This window comes from Nocardiopsis salina YIM 90010 (assembly GCF_000341025.1).
GTDB lineage: Bacteria > Actinomycetota > Actinomycetes > Streptosporangiales > Streptosporangiaceae > Nocardiopsis > Nocardiopsis salina.
Map to the genome: position 1 here is coordinate 23,027 of NZ_ANBF01000227.1, position 17,277 is coordinate 40,303.

Genomic DNA, 17,277 nt, shown 5'->3' on the forward strand with positions numbered 1-17,277 from the left:
GGTGCTCCGGCCTCAGGGGTCGTGACACACGGATGTGCGGCACCCGGGGTTCCGAGTGCCGCACATACGAGCGCGCGGGGCTGCTATCCGCTGTCGCCGCTGCCGGCCACGGCGACAGCGCGGACCTCCACCAGGAGGTCGGGACGGGCCAGTTGGGTCACCCCGACCGCCGTCCAGGACGGGTAGGGGGCGCCGATGTATTCGTCCTTCACCGCGCTGAAGGCGGGCCCGTCGTTCTGGAGGTCGGTGTGGAAGGTCGTGAGTTCGACGACGTCGGCCAGGCGTGCTCCGGCGGCCCTGAGCACCGCCCTGACGTTCTCGAAGGCGAGGCGGGCCTGGGTCCGCGCTCCGTCACCGGGGGTCTTCGTGGTGGGTTCGATCCCGACCTGGCCCGACACCCAGATGGTGTTTCCGACCCGGGTGGCCTGCGAGAAGTGCAGGGTGTCGTGGATCTGTCCTGTCGGGGGCGGGTTGATCGATCGGCGTTCGGTGCCACTCATCCGGGATTCCGTTCAGACGACCTTCTGGAAGACGGGCGAGCGGAAGGGATCGCCCGGGTTCAACTTCGCCATCTCCTCGACGAAGAGGCCGCCGTTGCGGGCGAAACGCTTGTTCACGTCGGGGAGCGGGCGGAACGTGGCGTCGTCGCCGAAGAAGCGCAGGACCAGCGTGTGGCGGTCGGGGCAGCCGGCGTCGACCCCGGCACCTCCGTGCAGCGAGCGGGGGTGGAGCACGACGACGTCGCCGGGGCGGGTCTCCCACGAAACGATGTCGTGGGCGTCGGGGTTCTGCGCGAGATCGGCGTCGATGTCGGGCAGGCGCGGCAGGACGTTCCCGCCGTGGATGGGTTCGGTGGGGTCGGCGGGGTTGGCGAAGGTGGTTCCGTCGTACTGGACGCCGCGGTGCGATCCGCGGACGATCTCCAGGGAGTTGGCCTTGGGCAGGTGCTCGAAGCTGATCCATGCGTTGGCCCAGTGGTGGCCGGCCCAGGGCAGGTAGGCGGTGTCCTGGTGCCACGAGCTGCGTGCGCTGCGGCCGCCCTCCTTGAGGAAGACCTCCTCGGCGAAGTACCAGACGTTGTCCGACCCCCACAGCTCGGCGAAGAGCTCACCGAACGGCAGGGTCTGCACGAGCTCGTCCAGCCGGGACTTGGCCTGCGGGTTGGCGTTGTCCACGTGGGAGCGCTGCTCGGTGCCGTCGAACATCGACGACGCTTTCGGCCCGGGGTTGTCCACCGCCCAGTCGTAGGCCCGGCGGCACTGCGCCAGCTGCGCCTCGTCGAGGCAGTCCTCGAAGAGGACGGCACCATCGCTGCGGAAGGCTTCCCGTATCGACTCCTCCATCATCCATCCTTTTCTCATATCGACCGTTACGAGAATGACGGTAGCCGGGGTGAGGGTTTTACACAACACCCGTGATTGAAATTATGTGGCAGACTCGAGCCATGCCGAGGACAACGAGCCACCGCCCCGGACCCGAGGGCGCGACCGAGCACGCCGCACCGCGCGGCCGCCCGGCCGGGGACCACGCGGCCAAGAGGACCGAGCTGCTCGAGGCGGCCACATCGGTGATCGCCGAGAAGGGCTACGCCAACGCCTCCCTGCGGAAGGTGGCCCAGAGTGCCGGGTACACGACCGGGGCGGTCACGTACTACTTCGCGAACAAACAGGAGCTGGTCACCGCGTTGGCCGAGTACCGCTTCGACACCTTCGAGGCGATGCTCGAGGACGTACGGGAACAGACCGATATCCGGGCCCTCTTCGAACAGTGGTTGTCACGGACCACCGGCGACCACGAGCTCTGGCCGGTGATGTCCCAACTGCTCGCCCAAGCGCGCTACGAACCGGCCCTGGCCACCATCATCGAACGGCGCTACGCACACTTCCGCTCCGTCTACACCGAGATCCTCTCGACCGGGCAGAAGCGGGGCACCGTGCGCGACGACATCCCCGCCGACCTCCTGGCCGATCAGCTCGCGGCCATGGGCGACGGCTGGATGGTCATGGTCCCCTTCGAACCCGCGAGGTTCAGCCCGGACCGGATCCGGGCCCTGGTCGAGGCCGCCCTGACGCTCATCGCCCCGCCCCCGGGGACGCAGCGCACGCCCGAAACGTGAGCCTCGGGCCGTGAGCCGCACACGGGCGGGCGGTGCGCTGCGAGAGGACCGCCCGCCCGAGGATCAGCTGCCGTCGGCGGCCAGGGAGCGGGTGATGTTCCTGGCCGCGTCGGCGCCACTGGCGATGGCACCATCGATGCCGCCGACACCGATCGCCGCGATATCGCCCCCGGCGAAGTGGATCCGCCCGTGGGGCTCGCGCATGAGGGGCACGGCTCCGGTCAGGTCCCCAGGACGGTGGTGGGCCCAGGTGCCCTGGGCGAACTCGTCGGCGACCCAGTCGTGCACGGCCGTGTCGACCACTTCGATGTCGGGCACGAAGCGGCGCAGCGCCTTCTGCACCGCCTCGCGGTCGGTGCCGTCGATCGCGGAGGCGTCCGCGCAGAAGCAGACGATCAGCGTGTCCCCGTCGTGGCGGTACTCGGTCTTGGCGGCGTTGATCGGGTGCTTGCCGATGGGCGCATGGGCCGAGAACGGCTCGATCTCGCCCTTGACGCGCACCCAGACCTTGCTCGTGCGCATCGGGTGGCCCCGCTCGACCAGGGCGCGCACCGCGGGCGTCGGCGCAGGGGTCATGGACACGTCGCCCAGGGCGTTGAGCGGGAGCGCGAGGACCGCGTGCCGTGCCCGGACGGTGTCACCGCCGCGGGTGGTGACGGTGACGCCGGGACCGTCGTCCTCCACAGCGCGCACAGGTGTGGAAAGGCGCAGGTCGGCCGTGGAGTCGGCTGCGATCGCGCCGAGCACGGGAGCGGTTCCCCCTTCGATCGGCCAGTGGCCGGCCGCCTCCATGAACGCGCCCCAGTCGCCGAAGTAGGTCGCCGTCCAGAAGAGGAACTGCGCCAACCCCTGTTCGTCGAGGGAGTGGCCCAGCGACGACAGCAGGCCCTCGAGAACGTCCCGGTCGTGGTCCGAGAGGTTCGACGCCTCGATCCGGTCCGCTGCGGTCTGCTGCTCGATGGCTTCGGCGTCGGCGGCCGCGAGGTCGAACGGCTGCGGGAACCGTTCCCGAGCGTCGGCCGTGTACCGCGCGATCAACGGGGCCACGGCGTCGGAGTGCTCGGCGGCCGACCCCGAGTGCACGGCACCGCCGGCGAGCCAGTAGGCCTTGTCGACCTCCATGGGTGTGGCCAGGCCGATGCCGTAGCGCTTGAGCTCCCGCCAGATGTCGGGCTGGGTCCAGTGCGCGTACGCGCCGCCGAACTCCACCGTTCGGCCGAAGGCCTCGCCGGTGCAGGTGCGGCCGCCGATCCGGTCGCGCGCCTCGAGGTGGACCACCGAGTGCCCCTGGGCGCTCAGGTCTCTGGCCGCGACCGTGCCGGCGAATCCGGCCCCGATCACCACGGCGTCGTGGATGCCGGTCATGTGTTGCCTCCCCGTCCGTTGTTCCGTTCGGGGAGGCACACTATGCGGCATCCAAGTTTTTGACAACAACTGTTATGTGAAAAATGTGGGAGGTCGCAACAGGTGCATCCACCCCGCCTCAGTCGGCCGCAGAGCCGGACCGCTCGGCCCCCTCCCGCCCCTGGGACCCCTGGTCCGTCGAGTCCGAGGCCGTGTCTGTGGACGACGGCCGGTTGCGCAACAGCGCGGTGAGCACCGCGGCGATGGGGGTGGCCAGGAACAGGCCCACCACACCGCCGAGGATCCCGCCGACGGTGAGCACGATCAGGACCACAGCCGACGGCAGCTCCAGGGCCTGGCCGTAGATCCGCGGGGCGAAGACGTTGCTCTCGAGCTGCTGCACGAGGATCACCGCCGCCAGCACGATCAGCGCCACGATCCAGCTCTCCGTCACCAGGGCGACCAGGACGGCCAGAAGCCCGCTCACGAACGCGCCGATGACCGGCAGGAACGCACCCACGAAGGTGAGCACGATCAGCGGCACCGCCAGGCCGGTGTCGAGCACGATCAGCAACACGATGCCGATACCGAACGCGTCGAAGAGGCCCACCAACGCCACACCGCGCACGTAGCGGCCCATGACCCCGTAGGCGACCCGGCCGGAGTGGCGCAGCAGCGGGCGGGAACGGGGTGGCAGGAGAGCGGCGACCCACTCCATGAGCTGGTCGCCCGAGTGCACGAAATAGATGGTCAGGACGATGACCAGAACGATGCCGAGCACGACCTGGGTCACCGCGGTCGTGGCCGTCCAGGCGCCGCTGACGATCTGGTCGGTGTTGTCTGTGACCAACCTCTGGACCTGGTCCCATGCGTTCTGGATCGCATCCGTGAGCAGCGCGGGATCGAGCCCGAAGGGCAGGTCCAGTGCCTGGAGCCCCGTGACCGCCTCGTTGACGCTGTCCACCAGGTCCTCGAAACTCGCGATCGCCGGGGTCACGACCAAGGTGACGGCGAGGCTGTAGACCGCCAGGGCGATCACCAGAGTGAGCAGCGTGGACGTCCCCCGGCCGAACCCGCGGGGCTTGACCGGGTTCGGTCGGCGCAGCCAGTTGGTCAGCGGCATCAGCAGCGCGGTGAGGAACACCGCGACGATCACCGGGAGCGTCACCACCGCCAGGTAGGTGAGCGCGTAGACCAGCAGGCCCACCACCACGCCGATGACCAGCAGCCGCCAGCCCGCATCGCTCGCGGTCCGCAGGAGGTCGGCGGCGCGGGTGTCGTCCTCCGCCGTGTCCGGGGCCGGTCCCGTCCCGCCGCCCTCCTCGGGCTCGTCCCGCTGGGCCCGGGCCCTGCGGGCGGCGTCCCACTTGCTCTTCAGTTTTCCTGCTCCCGGCCATTGGGATCGCACATGAACTCCGTTCGTCGAATGGTGCGGGGCCGTGCGGGGCAGACGCGCGGGTTCGGGCCCTTCTGTGTCCTCCGCACCAGGCCGTGGTCATTGCGTGTTCTCTCCCGGGCCCGCCCCGCTCCGACGGGACCGGTGCCCCGGCCGTGAACACGAGCCCGGGTGTGCCGGTGCCGTCCGGCCGCACCGCCGGGGACACCGAGGGGCCATGACCCGCAGGCCGAACGGGCAGAACACGCGCGGTCGGCGGCCCACCACCGTGCCGAGGGCCGTGGTCGGAGCCGGGCGCTACAGAGTCTGCCCGGGGCGGCGGGACCAGGCGTGGAGGTCGGATCCCGAACCCGGCACGGGCGTGTCGGCGGGGCTGCACGAGCGCGTCCCCGTGTGCGGGGCTCACGCAGGGGTGCGTCCGGTCGAGAAGAACCGCGTACGCGCCGGCCCGCCCGAGGCCCGTCGGAGTCGCGCGCCGGGTGTGCGGGGACGCTGCGGAGCAAGAGCGCAGGTGGAAGGGGTGGGAGACCATGGCCGCAGACTTCGACCAGGGCGGTGCCCGGGCGACGGCGATCGACACCCACGCACACGTGTATCCGGCCTGGTACCTGGACCGCCTCGAAGAGACCGGCGTCGACCCGGACAGCACGAGGATCGCCCGCGGCCCGGGCACGGACTCGACCGGCCAGGACCTGGCGGAGCGGTTCCGGTGGATGGACCGGGCAGGGGTCGACCTGCAGGTGCTCGCCGTGACGCCCCAGATCCCCTCCGGCCCCGACGCGGCGTCCTCGCTCGCCGCCGCCCGCGGGATCAACGACCACTACGCCGACCTGGTGCGGGACAACCCCGACCGGTTCCTGGCCTATGGAACGCTCCCGCTCCCGCACATCCGGTAGCCCCTCGCCGAGATACCGCGCATGTTCGACGAGCTCGGCACGGCCGGGGTCTCGCTCACGACGCTCGCGGGCGGCCTCTCCCTCGCGAGCAGTGAACTCTCGCCCGTGTGGTAAGCCCTCGACGAGCGGGGCGCCGTGGTCAACATCCACCCCACCGGGTGCGGGGCCCGCTCCCCCTGATCACCGAACACCGGCTGGAATGGGTCAACGGAGCGCCCGTCGAGGACGCGACCGCAACTCTGCACCTGCTCGAGGCCGACGTGCCCCGCCGGTTCCCGCGCCTGCGCTTCCACATCGCGCACCTGGGCGGGGACCTGCCCCTCCTCGCGCAGCGGATCGAGGACAACTACGAGGACTGGAACGCCTTCCCGGCCTCGCCGAACGCGGTGCTGCGCAGCATGTGGTTCGACGCCGCCAACTTCCACACACCGTCGCTGCAACTCGCCGCGGCCACACTCGGTGCTTCGCAGGTCCTCGCCGGTTCCGACCACCCGTACTTCCAACGCGAGAAGTACGTCAGGGCGTTCGAGCACATCCGCCGGGCCGCCCCTCGCCGAGGCCGACGTGGACGCGATCCTGGCCGGCAACGCCGCGGCGCTCTACGGCATGGGGAGCGACGGCCGGGGAGGGGATGGCCGGGCCGCCGGTTGAACGAGGGCCCGGCCGTCGAAGGCCTCACCCCGCGGAGACGAAACCCTCCTCCACGAGGAAGTCCCAGGCGACATCGGCCGGCTCCTCGCCCTCCACGTCGACGCGGGCGTTGAGCCCGGTCATCGTGTCGTCGTCCAGGCGCTCGGTCAGCGGGTCCATCAGCTCGGGGATCCGCGGATGCTCGGCCAGGGCCTCCCCGTGCACCACGGCGGAGGCGTTGTAGCGGGGGAAGTAGCGCTCGTCGTCCTCCAGCAGCACCAGATCCAGGGCCAGGATCCGGCCGTCGGTGCTCTGCACCTGGGCCGCGGTGCAGACGTCGTCGGCCACCGCCTGGTAGGTGGCGCCCTCGTCCATGAGGCTCTGGTTCTCGCGCGGCACCGGCGGGAGACCGTACTGCTCCAGCATCGGTTCGAAGCCGTCGTTGCGGGCCGCGAACTGGGCGTCGAGGCAGAAGGTGCGATCGGCCTCGTCCAGGTCGGCGAGGTCGGAGATCCGGCTCAGACCGAGCTCCTGCGCCGTCTCCCTGTTCACCGCGAAGGCGTAGGTGTTGTTCAGCTCGGCCGGCTCCAACCACTCCAGGCCGTTCGCGGCATCGGCGTCCCGCACCGCCTCGTACTGTCCGCGCTCGTCGTCGATCGGGTCCTCGTTGCCCAGGTAGTTGATCCAGGCCGTTCCCGTGTACTCCCAATGCAGGTCCAGGTGCCCCTGCAGCATCGACTCACGGCCGCTGTTGGACCCCGGGATGTTGGTGAGGTCCTCCACATCGGCCCCCGCGGACCGCAACAGGATCACCGCCATCTTGCCGAGCACGATCTGTTCGGTGAAGTCCTTCGACCCCACACTGAGGGCAGCGCCGTCCAGCTCCACCCCCTCGACCGGGCCGGCCAACTCCCCGCTCGGCGTGTAGCCGCCCGCGGTGCCCAGGCCGCATCCGGCCAGCACCCCGAGCGCGACGGCGCCCGCCGTCAGCGCACCGGCCCTCGACATGGTCGGTCGGTTCATACGAGCCCCCGAGGCCGCAGGAACAACTCCATGACACGGCCGGCCCACTCCACGAGCAGCGCCAGCAGAGCCACGAGGATCGCCCCCGAGACCAGAATCGAATAGCGGAACATGATGATGCCGGTCTGGACGAGCAGGCCCAGCCCCCCGGCGTCGATGAAGGTCGCGAACGCCGCCGCGCCCACCAGCAGGACGAGCGCCGTGCGCGCGCCCGCCATGATCACCGGCATCGCGATCGGCAGGTCCCCGCGCNTCCACGCGCATCAGCACCTGCGTGGGCGACATGCCCATCCCGCGCGCCGCCTCGACCGTGCCCCGGTCGACGCCGCGCAGTCCGGCGACCGTGTTCGCCAGGACCGGTAGGAACGCGTACAGCGTCAGCGCCAGCACCGCCGTCCAGAGGCCGAACCCCAGCACCAGCGCCAACAGCACGATCACGCCGATCACCGGGGCCGCCTGCCCCGCGTTGGCGATCCCCGTCACCAGAGGGGACAGGAACGCAGCGCCGCTGCGGGTCAACAGCACCCCGCAGGGCACGGCCAGCGCCAGCACCAGACCGGTGCAGATGAGCACGATCTGCAGGTGCTGCCAGGTGAGCTCGAGGATGTTGCTCCACGTCAACAGCCGGGCCTCGACGTCTCCGAGGTCCGCGGTCAGCCGCCAGAGCACCCACCCGGCCAGGACCACCAGGACGAACACCGGCAACCCGTGGATGAGGAGCTTGTCCTCGCGCGAGAGTGTGGACAGCCGCCGCATCACAGGGCTTCCTTCTGCTGGCCCTGGATGTGCGCGGTGACCGTGTCGTAGCTGATCACCCCGAGGTAGCGGTCCCGCGAACCGGTGACCATCGCACCCCCGTGGCTGGAGACCAGCATCGCGTCCAGGGCGTCGGACAGGGTGGAACGGTGGTCGACGACCGTCTGCAGTGCATGGTCGGGCGCGGGCACGGTGCGGTGCTGGGCGAGTGTGCGCAGGAACAGCCATTCCCGGGGGCGGCTCCGCTCGTCCAGGACCACGACGGACCTCTCCCCGGCGGCCTCGACCCGGGAGACGACCTCCGCCACCGGCTCACCCACCCGGCAGGTCTGCGGCCGACTCAGCTCCAGCTCACCGACGCGTTGCAGGGTGAGCTGCTTGAGCTTGGAACCGGACCCGATGAAGTCCGCGACGAAATCGTCGGCGGGCGAGGCCAGGACCGTCTCCGGGGTGTCGTACTGGGCGATGCGCGCGCCCTCCCGCAGGATCAGGATCCGGTCACCCAGCTTGATGGCCTCGTCGATGTCGTGCGTGACGCAGACGATGGTCTTGCGCAGCTCCTCCTGGATGCTCATGAGCTCGTCCTGCAGACGCTGCCGGGTGATGGGGTCCACCGCGCCGAACGGTTCGTCCATGAGTACGACCGGAGGGTCGGCCGCCAGCCCGCGGGCCACACCCACACGCTGTTGCTGCCCGCCGGACAGCTCCTTGGGGAACCGGTCGCGGTAGACCTTCGGGTCCAGCCCGACCATGTCCAGGAGCTCGTCCACCCGTCCGGCCGTGCGATCGCGGTCCCAGGAGAGCAGACCGGGAACCAGCCCGACGTTGTCGGCGACCGTCATGTGGGGCAGCAGTCCGCCGCCCTGGATGACGTAGCCGATCGAACGCCGCAACCGGGTCGGGTCGTGGGCGGTGATGTCCTCGCCGTCGATCAGGATCCTGCCGGAGTCCGGTTCGATCAGCCGGTTGATCATCTTCAACGACGTGGTCTTGCCGCAGCCGGACGGGCCGACGAACATCACGGTCTCGCCCAGCTCCACGGTGAGCGAGAGGCCGCCGACCGCCGGGTTCTTCTGCCCCGGGTACTGCTTGACGACGTCCACGAGCTCCAGCTGCGCCCCGGTGCCGGACTGTTCTGTGGTGGCGGTCTGATTCATACGGTGATCCCCTCAGGAGTGGTCAGGCGCGAGAGCAGGACGAGAACGGCATCCAGGACCAGGGCCAGGAGCACGATGCCGACGGTGCCCACGAGCGCGGAGTTCAGGGCGTTCGCGCCGCCGGCCTGGGCCAGCCCGGTGAAGATGTACGTGCCGAGCCCCGGGCCGAGGGCGTAGGCGGCGATCGCCGCGACACCCATCGACATCTGTGCCGACACCCGTACGCCGGTCATGACCACCGGCCAGGCCAGGGGCAGGCGCACCCGCCAGAACACGGCCGCGTCGCTCATGCCCTGGCCACGGGCCGCTTCGACGAGCCCGGCGTCCACGCCCTGCAGACCGACCACGGTGTTGCGCAGGACGGGCAGAGCCGCATAGAAGGTCACCAGCAGCACCGCCGGGACCGCGCCGATGCCGACCAAGGGCAGGAGCAGCCCCAGCAGCGCGAAGGAGGGGATGGTCAGGCCCACGGCGGAGACGGTGTTGGCCACCGGGGCGAGGCCCTCGCGGGAGGTGACCAGGGCCGCAAGCGCGACGGCGACGACGGTCGCCAGGAGAAGGGACTGAACGACCAGGGAAAAATGTTGATACGACTGAAAGAGAATGTCCGTCCAGCGCGCATCGATGAACTGGACCATCGAATTATTTCCTGTTCGGAATCTGAAGGTCTCTGTGCATGCTCACCTCGCGGTGAGTCAGCTCTGCGGCGGGGTGTCAGTGCAGGAGGCCCTCCTCGAACGGGAAGCGCGAGAGCACCTCGACCCCCGTGTCGGTGACCAGGACCTGGTCCTCCAGCTTCACCCCCTCGTCACCCCCGTGGAGGCCGATGTAGCTCTCCACGCAGATGACCATCCCGGGCGTGATCTCACCGTCGTAGCCGGCATCGGGGAAGTCGCCCTCGTGGTACAGGTACGGGTACTCTCCCGTCATCCCGCACCCGTGTGCCGACAGGTAATAGCGGTTCGCGTAGTACTGGTCGGGGATGTCCCAGGCCTGCCGGGCGTAATCACGGAACGACATCCCCGGGCGAAGGATCGAAACGTTGTGCTGCAGCTGTTCGTGCGCGACCTTGTACAGGGTCTTCTGCGCCTCGGACGGGGCGTTCGGGCCCGAGTGGAACGACCTGGAGAAGTCCGAGTAGTAGCCGAAGCAGCCCACCACATCGGTGTCCAGGGCGATGAGCTCGTCGCGGCCGATGACGTTGCGGCTCGTCTCCTGGAACCACGGGTTGGTCCGCTGCCCGGCGTTCAGCAGACGCGTCTCGATGTAATCGCCGTCCTGGGCGATCACCGAACCGTGCAGCACCGACCACAGTTCCGCCTCCGTGAGACCGGGCTCGATCGCCGCACGCAGCGCAGCCACACCCCGTTCGGTGGCGCGGAGCGAGGCGCGCACGCACTTCATCTCCTCGTCGGACTTGACCGCCCGCGCGAGCTCGAGCGCGTACTGGGCGTCGACGACACGGATCCCCTTGCCGTTCAGCTCGATCGCGGCGCCCGCGTTCATCCGCTCCAGGCCCACCGTCGCCCGATCGCCGACCAGGCGTGACAGCTCCTGGGCCATGTCGTCGGCCCAGGCGCGCTCCCTGGCGCCGATGAACGGTCCGGCGGCGACGAAGCTGGCGGTCCTGGCCGGCCGGATCTCGTCGATGGTCTCGAGCCCCTCGGCGAGGTGCATGCAACCGGTGAACTCGTAGAGGACGGAACGGTCCTGTGTGAGGAGCAGGTACCGCGAGGGCGCATTGCGCATCGAGAAGACCTGCATGTTCCGAGCGCCGGTCGCGTAGCGGATATTCACCGGATCGGACAGGATCACCGCGTCCATTCCGAGTTCGGCCATCTGGTCCCGCACCCTGTCCATTCGGTACTTCCGTACCGCTGGAAGGTCGATGTCACCGTCGGGTTCACGGTCCAGGTGCGCAATTCCGTCCAGGTCTGCGCGTTCGGCGTGCCAATCGAGTTCGGCCACTGCAAGATCCTCTCCCCGGGTGCGGTCCCCGTCGGTGCGCGGGCCCGTGGCCCTGCCGCGGGGTCCCGCTCTCTGGTCCGACGCACCATCGTGGCTGGCCGGGCGGGTGCGTGTCATCCGACCCGAGTCCAGACTTGGGCAGGGCACACGTGGCCGCGTTGCTACACTTGTCGAAATATGTGCACGTCACCGAAGGAAAGTGCTGTCGGCTCCCGTTCCCGGTTCCGCGTCGCCGTGGGAGGACAGAAGGAGAACCGGTGAACAGCCTGCAATGGATCACCGACCAGATATCCGAACGCCTGGAACGGGCCGTCTATGTCGAGGACGGGTCGTATCGCCCCTTGGTGAACAGCGCCCAGATCGGCCGGATCGACGATGCCCGGGTGAAGGCGCTGCTGGACCGCAGCGCCACCGAAGAACACCTTCGATATTTCGTCGGCGCCGGGGTCTCGGCCGCAATGGAACCCCTGAGGGTGCCGGCCAGCCCCGAGCACGGTCTGCTGGCCCGGGTCGTGGTTCCGGTGACCTCTGGTTCACACGTGCTCGCGAGGGTCTGGCTCATCGACAGCCCCCGCTTGGAGGAGGACGACCTCGCGTGGGTGCTCGAGGCGAGCGCCGGTATGAGGCCGTACCTGTTCGACCGGAACGAGCAGGCCCGGCGACGGACCGAGGCCGACGGCCAGTTGCTGCAGGAGATCCTCCACGTCGGCCAGGAGCGCAGGGAGGACCTGTTCCGGCAGCTGTTCGAGGAACACGACGGCTCCGCCGCGCACCGGGCACGCGCTTGCGTACTGCAGTTCACCGCCTCGCCCCCGGACCCGGACCATGGTGGACCCGAGCCGCTCGTGCCCGTCCAGCCGGCCGAGATCCTCGGCACCCTCGTGGCTCTCCTCGAATCGCACAAGGTGGCGGGGCATCAGCGCGGTGAAGAGCTGCTGATCCTGGTCTCGCCCCGCAGGCCTGGCACCTCCGTGCTCGAACCGGTCTCCGGGGCAGCCCGCCGCGCGGCCCTGCTGCACCGTGTCGGGGTGAACGCGATCGGGGTCGGGGGTGCACTGCACTCCGCCGACGGGGTCGGGGCCTCGGTCCGCCAGGCCGAATACGCCGCACGGGTGGCGCGCACCGTCAGGGGCACGGAGGGCGAAGCGTGCTGGGACACCCTGGGCGAATACCGCCTGTTCGCCGACCTCGCCTGGGACCTGGACGGGGTCGCCTCCCTCCACGAGGGGGCTGCGGCGCTGGTCGCCGACCACCGGACACCGCTGGCGGCCACGCTGCTCGCCCACCTGGAGCGCGAGGGCGACGTCGGCGGGACCGCGGAGGCGCTGAACGTGCACCGGACCACGCTCTACTACCGGCTCAACCGGGCCCGCGAGGTGCTGGGCGAGGACCCCGCAGGGTCTGCGCGGTTCCGGATCCACGCCGCCCTGCGGCTCGCCGAGCTGGCCGGGCTGGGCACACCCCCGCCGCGGGGGCCGGGGGACCAGGTGCGTTGATGCCTGTCAACCCCGGGGATCTTGCTACCGGAGCAGGGGCCAGCGCCGATATTGGCTCTGGTAGCAAGATCCCGCGGGTCCTCGCGCTGTGACGGCCAGGTCTGGGCCCTCGCGCACTCCTACGACGCCGGCGCCTCGGCCGCCCACCACGACGGCGAGGCCTGGTCGGGCGTCGGCATCGATCCCGACCTGGAGCCCACGGCGCTCGCCGCCACGGGGGACGGCAACGCCTGGCTGCTGTCCGGGTCGGACCTGGGTGAGGTTGAGGCGGCCTACTTCGACGGCGAGGCATGGACCCCGCAGCCCGCGCCCTCCGTCAGCGAGGGGCTGGGCTCCGACGAGGCCGGCGAGGTCTTCGCCGTCGGCAGCGGCGGGGGCGGGGATCTGGTTGTGGAGCGTTGGGACGGCAGCGGCTGGGTCCCGGAGGACATCCCCGAGGTCGACATCCCGGGTGGTGAACCCGGCGGGTCCTTCAACGACGTGTTGGTGCGCTCCGCGGACGACGTGTGGGCGGCCGGTCACATCAGCTGGAAGGACGGCGACGAGCTCAACCACAGCCTGCCCGTGCTCGCCCAGTACGACGGCACCGAGTGGACCGTGGAGGTCGGCGAGGAAGAGGGCGCCTACGAAGCGGTCGTCGACGACGGCGAAGGCGGCCTGTACCTGTCCGACAGCCACTGGAACCCCGTCATGGAGCACCGGACCGCCGACGGCGAGGTGACGCGCCAGGAGATCGTCGCCGACGACCACGACATCGTGCTCGGCGGCCTGGACGACGTGCCCGACGGGGCCGGCGCGGTCATGGCGGCAGGCGCCGTCGACAAGGGCGACNCGTATCTACGGCACCGGGACCTGGTACTAGGACCGGGGCGTTTCCCGGAAGGTCTACCACCCCGAGGATCTTGCTACTGGAGCCAATATCGGCGCTGAACCCGGCTCTGGTAGCAAGATCCTCGCAGAATATCGGGCTGACCCGGTTCCGGTTCCAGGGGCGCTGATCGGGGCGCCGGGTATCGGGACGCGTGGGCGATTCAGGAGGGGCTGGGCTCGTCCTGCTCCACGACCTCGGCCTTCGAACCGGACTCCAACTCCTCGGTGACGCGCTCAATGAGCTGTTCCGGCCCCGAGGCACGCTTGGCCTGCAGCTCGAGGGTCGTGCCGTCCTTGCGGGTGATCTTCAGGGACACGTCCGCCGTGCGGTGTTTGAGGTACGTGACCATGGCCGTGGTGGCCGCTGCGGGTGCGCCGGCTGCCACGAGGGCGAGGATCTCCGGGAGGACCGTTCCGCCCTGCACCAGGTGTCCGGTGTATTCGCCGGAGATGGTGTTCCGGACGTCGCGCTCTTCGGCGTGCTTCTCCGTGGGTTCTTCGTCGGGAGGTTCGTGGTGGGGGCTCTTCATGCGGGCAGTGTAGAGCCCCCGATTGCTGCGTCGGCTTTTTCCGGGTGGTGCATATGAGAACTCTCGGGCAACCGGAAACGCGTGTGACACGGGAGAATCAGAAACCGTCCGAGAGCCATGGTTCCGCGGCCTCTGCCCTGTTCCGCAGCCGTGCCTTCGGTGGATGGTCACCCGGAGCCCCGACCAGGGGTGGAACCCCGCCTTCCCTGCTGTTTCGGGATCAAGGGGAGTTCTGGGGCGGGTGAGGGGAGGTTGGTCCAGATTCGCTATATTTGGACCTTCTGTGTCTGAACGAGGGGTGGGAATTGTCCACGGGAACACGGACCCCCGATGACCAGGCCGACGGGTTCGGCGGGGTCGACGGTGTCGACCGAATGGTGCGCAGCCGGTGGTTCACCAACACCATGGTCGCCGTCATTATGGTCAACGCCGCAATTTTGGGCGTCGCCACCTATGAGAATGCGGCACTCCCATATCTGGTGATCGCCGAGCGCTTCATCATCGCCGTCTTCGTCGTGGAGATGGTCCTCAAGCTGTACGCGTGGCGGGGATCCTTCTTCAGGGACGGCTGGAACTGGTTCGACCTGTCGGTCGTCATCGTCTCCCTCATCCCCGCAAGCGGACCCTTCGCTGTGCTGCGCGTGCTGCGGGTCCTGCGGATACTGCGCATCATCACCGCCGTCCCCCAGATGCGGCAGGTCGTCAGCGCCCTGTTCAAGTCGGTGCCCGGCATGGGGACCGTCATCGGGCTGATGCTGGTCACGGTCTACACCTTCGCGATCCTGTCCCAGCAGCTGTTCGGCGAGACCGTGCCCGAGTTCTTCGGCGACCTCGGCACCACCCTGTACACGCTCTTCATGGTCATGACCACGGAGGACTGGCCCGACGTATCGGATGCGGTGCTGGAACACCACCCCATGGCGTGGATCTTCTTCGTCGTCTACATGGTGGTGACCGCGTACATCGTGCTGAACCTGGTCATCGGCGTGATCGTGGCCTCGATGGAACGCGAGGTCAACGACGACCGGTGGAAGGAGGACCAGCGCATGGAAGAAGAGCTGCACCAGGCCGTCATGGGGCGCCTCGCCGAGCTCAACGCGCAGGTGGAGCACCTGACCCGGATCGTGCAGGAGCAGGGCGGCGGCCCCGGCGGGGACGCGCAGCCCGGCAGCGGCCACGGTGGTCCCGGCGGACCGGGCGGCCCCGGCGGAGGCCCGTCGGACGGCGACGGTGACCGCACCGGGGGAGCCGCCGAGGAGCCGGAGCGCGAGCCCCGGAACGAGGCCCACGACCGGGGTCGGGGCTCAGACACCGGGGCCGGCGTGGACGGCGGCGGCGACTCCGAGGACGAGGATCTCGACGCCGGTTCGGAGCCCATGGAACCGGTGGGGCCGCGGTCGCAGTCACGCTCGCGGCCAGGGACCGGCACCGAGAGCGAGGGCACGGGTTCCTGACCCGGGCGCGCCGGTGAAGAGCTCGGAGAACGCGCGCTTCCCCCCGGGCTCGGTGGTGCGCCGACGGTGGGCGGGGTCCCGAGCATCGGCGCACCGGCCGGACCCGCCACGCTCGCGAACGCACACACAGCGACCGCGTCGAGGCCGGGAGAGCAGAACCAGGCCCCGGTGCCGTACGTCCCATACGCCGGGGAACCTGAGACAATCCCTCGAACCGACCGCACGCGACCCCACAACCTCTCGCCGGCAACACAGCACGACCCGGAAAGCGCCTGTACGTTGCAGCCCCTGAACCCCGCGAGTCCCGCGAGTCCTGAGCACCCCACCCGCATCGGTCCGTACCACCTGACCCACGTCCTCGGTTCCGGAAGCGTGGGGACCTCCTACCTCGGAGCCGGACCGGCAGGGGAGCGGGTCGTCGTCAAGGTGATCCACCCCGAGCTCGCCTCCGACCCCGACTTCCACGTGCGTTTCGTGCGCGAGAGTGCCTCCGCGCGCGGGACCGACAGCCCCCACACGGCGCGGGTGCTGGCCGCAGATCCCGAGTGCGAGACCCCGTGGATCGCGACCGAGTACGTGGACGGGATCTCCCTGGAGCGCACCGTCGCCGGCTTCGGGGTCCTCGGAACGGCGGCGCTGCGCATCCTCGCGACCGGCCTGGCACGTGCGCTGGAGGAGCTGCACCGGAACGACCTCGTGCACGGCGACCTGAACCCGCGCGACGTGGTGCTCGTCGACGACGGGATCCGGCTGGTGGACTTCGGCGGCGGGCGCCTGGCGACCCGGCTGCCAGACGACGTGCACGACCTCGCCGTGGACCAGGTGCGGGAGGGCAGGGCCGCGGACGTGGGGACCGGGACGCTGGTGGAGCCGGGGACGGAGGGGGACGAGGGCGACGGAACCTGGGGAGGCCCAGCCGGTGGGGCCGCAGAGCCCCGCCCCGGGGCCGGGGCCGCGCCAGAGGCCGAAGCCGAGGCCCAGCCCGAGCCCCGCGAACCCGGGGTCCCCACGGGCCCGGCGCCCCGAGGCGCCCCTGTGGCCGGGCAGCCCCCGGCGCCGACGGGGCCGCCGGTCTCGGTCGAGCCGCCCGACCCCACCGCCGAGCCGGTGTCGGTGGAGCCTCCGGAACCGACCGGCGAGCCGGTGTCGGTGGAGCCTCCCGCCGAGGAAGGGGGAGGCCGCGGAGCAGACGAGGCCGAGGTTTCCGGGGTCGGGGCCGCGGGGGCCGACGAGGCTGCAGAAGGCGGCCGGGCAGAGCCCCCGCGGCCGGCACGTGGGTGCCCGCTCGCGCACATCTCCTACAAGGCCCCCGAACAGGTCGAAGGGGCCATGGGGGACGCCTCCTCCGACATGTTCGCCCTGGCCACCGTGCTCGTGTACGCGGCGACCGGCAAGAACCCCTTCGCGGCGGAGACCGACGAGGGGACCGCACACCGCCTGACCGGGGACGCCCCGGAGACCCACGACCTCCCGGTGCTGCTCCGAACACTCGTCGCGGCCTGCTGGAACCGGACACCGGAGTCGCGTCCGACGTCCGCGCAGTTCGCGGCGGCACTGGCCAACAGCGAGCCGCCGGACGCCTCGCGGGCGTCCTGGGCGGAAGGCGACCCCGCCGCAGGGACTGCTGTGGCGGGGGGGGCG

At 70.2% G+C, this 17,277-nt stretch carries 15 protein-coding genes; 6 read left to right on the forward strand and 9 right to left on the reverse strand.

Annotated elements, in window-relative coordinates:
• Positions 1–83 precede the first annotated feature (83 nt).
• Positions 84–500 (reverse strand): RidA family protein, encoded by a 417-nt coding sequence (locus D474_RS0125230; RefSeq protein ID WP_017616262.1) that lies wholly within the window; start codon positions 498–500, stop codon positions 84–86.
• Between the two features lie 12 nt (positions 501–512).
• The gene (locus tag D474_RS0125235) at positions 513–1,343 is read right to left on the reverse strand and encodes a phytanoyl-CoA dioxygenase family protein (protein WP_017616263.1); all 831 of its coding nucleotides are present in this window, start codon (positions 1,341–1,343) and stop codon (positions 513–515) included.
• 101 nt (positions 1,344–1,444) lie between these two features.
• Between D474_RS0125235 and D474_RS0125240 the strand changes: the two genes are divergently transcribed.
• Positions 1,445–2,116 carry a TetR/AcrR family transcriptional regulator gene (locus D474_RS0125240; RefSeq protein ID WP_017616264.1) on the forward strand — a complete coding sequence of 224 codons (672 nt, stop codon included), beginning with the start codon at positions 1,445–1,447 and terminating at the stop codon, positions 2,114–2,116.
• A 63-nt stretch (positions 2,117–2,179) separates the two neighbouring features.
• Here D474_RS0125240 and D474_RS0125245 read toward each other — a convergent pair whose 3' ends face one another.
• Entirely contained in the window at positions 2,180–3,481 is a 1,302-nt protein-coding gene (locus tag D474_RS0125245) for a flavin monoamine oxidase family protein (RefSeq protein WP_017616265.1), read from the reverse strand.
• A 118-nt stretch (positions 3,482–3,599) separates the two neighbouring features.
• Positions 3,600–4,868, reverse strand: coding sequence for an AI-2E family transporter (locus tag D474_RS30035; RefSeq protein ID WP_017616266.1), 1,269 nt, complete (start codon positions 4,866–4,868; stop codon positions 3,600–3,602).
• A 518-nt stretch (positions 4,869–5,386) separates the two neighbouring features.
• On the opposite strand from D474_RS30035, the gene D474_RS33035 reads away from it, so the two are divergent.
• Positions 5,387–5,752 carry an amidohydrolase family protein gene (locus tag D474_RS33035; protein WP_017616267.1) on the forward strand — a complete coding sequence of 122 codons (366 nt, stop codon included), beginning with the start codon at positions 5,387–5,389 and terminating at the stop codon, positions 5,750–5,752.
• 158 nt (positions 5,753–5,910) lie between these two features.
• Complete coding sequence (locus D474_RS33040; RefSeq protein ID WP_204367146.1) at positions 5,911–6,516, forward strand: amidohydrolase family protein; 606 nt, start codon at positions 5,911–5,913, stop codon at positions 6,514–6,516.
• On the opposite strand, the gene D474_RS34490 is transcribed toward D474_RS33040, so the two are convergent.
• The 4 genes from D474_RS34490 to D474_RS0125285 all read right to left on the reverse strand — a co-directional run bounded on the left by D474_RS34490 (position 6,428) and on the right by D474_RS0125285 (position 11,286).
• Positions 6,428–8,161 (reverse strand): glycine betaine ABC transporter substrate-binding protein, encoded by a 1,734-nt coding sequence (locus tag D474_RS34490; protein WP_204367147.1) that lies wholly within the window; start codon positions 8,159–8,161, stop codon positions 6,428–6,430. The genes D474_RS33040 and D474_RS34490 overlap by 89 nt on opposite strands.
• The gene (locus tag D474_RS0125275) at positions 8,161–9,318 is read right to left on the reverse strand and encodes an ABC transporter ATP-binding protein (RefSeq protein ID WP_017616273.1); all 1,158 of its coding nucleotides are present in this window, start codon (positions 9,316–9,318) and stop codon (positions 8,161–8,163) included. Before D474_RS0125275 ends, D474_RS34490 begins: the two co-directional genes overlap by 1 nt.
• On the reverse strand, positions 9,315–9,956 hold the full coding sequence (locus D474_RS0125280) for an ABC transporter permease (protein WP_017616274.1): 642 nt from the start codon (positions 9,954–9,956) through the stop codon (positions 9,315–9,317). Before D474_RS0125280 ends, D474_RS0125275 begins: the two co-directional genes overlap by 4 nt.
• 76 nt (positions 9,957–10,032) lie before the next feature.
• Complete coding sequence (locus tag D474_RS0125285; RefSeq protein ID WP_017616275.1) at positions 10,033–11,286, reverse strand: M24 family metallopeptidase; 1,254 nt, start codon at positions 11,284–11,286, stop codon at positions 10,033–10,035.
• Positions 11,287–11,543: 257 nt separating this feature from the next.
• Between D474_RS0125285 and D474_RS0125290 the strand changes: the two genes are divergently transcribed.
• Positions 11,544–12,782 (forward strand): PucR family transcriptional regulator, encoded by a 1,239-nt coding sequence (locus D474_RS0125290; protein WP_017616276.1) that lies wholly within the window; start codon positions 11,544–11,546, stop codon positions 12,780–12,782.
• Between the two features lie 1,031 nt (positions 12,783–13,813).
• On the opposite strand, the gene D474_RS0125300 is transcribed toward D474_RS0125290, so the two are convergent.
• Positions 13,814–14,182: an effector-associated constant component EACC1 gene (locus D474_RS0125300; RefSeq protein ID WP_017616278.1), complete on the reverse strand. Its 369-nt coding sequence runs from the start codon at positions 14,180–14,182 to the stop codon at positions 13,814–13,816.
• 305 nt (positions 14,183–14,487) lie between these two features.
• Here D474_RS0125300 and D474_RS34160 point away from each other — a divergent pair, with 305 nt between their 5' ends.
• A complete protein-coding gene (locus D474_RS34160; protein ID WP_017616279.1) occupies positions 14,488–15,636 on the forward strand; it encodes an ion transporter in 1,149 nt (382 codons plus the stop codon).
• Between the two features lie 279 nt (positions 15,637–15,915).
• The coding region (locus tag D474_RS0125310) for a protein kinase domain-containing protein (RefSeq protein WP_239647182.1) at positions 15,916–17,277 on the forward strand (1,362 nt) is incomplete at its 3' end.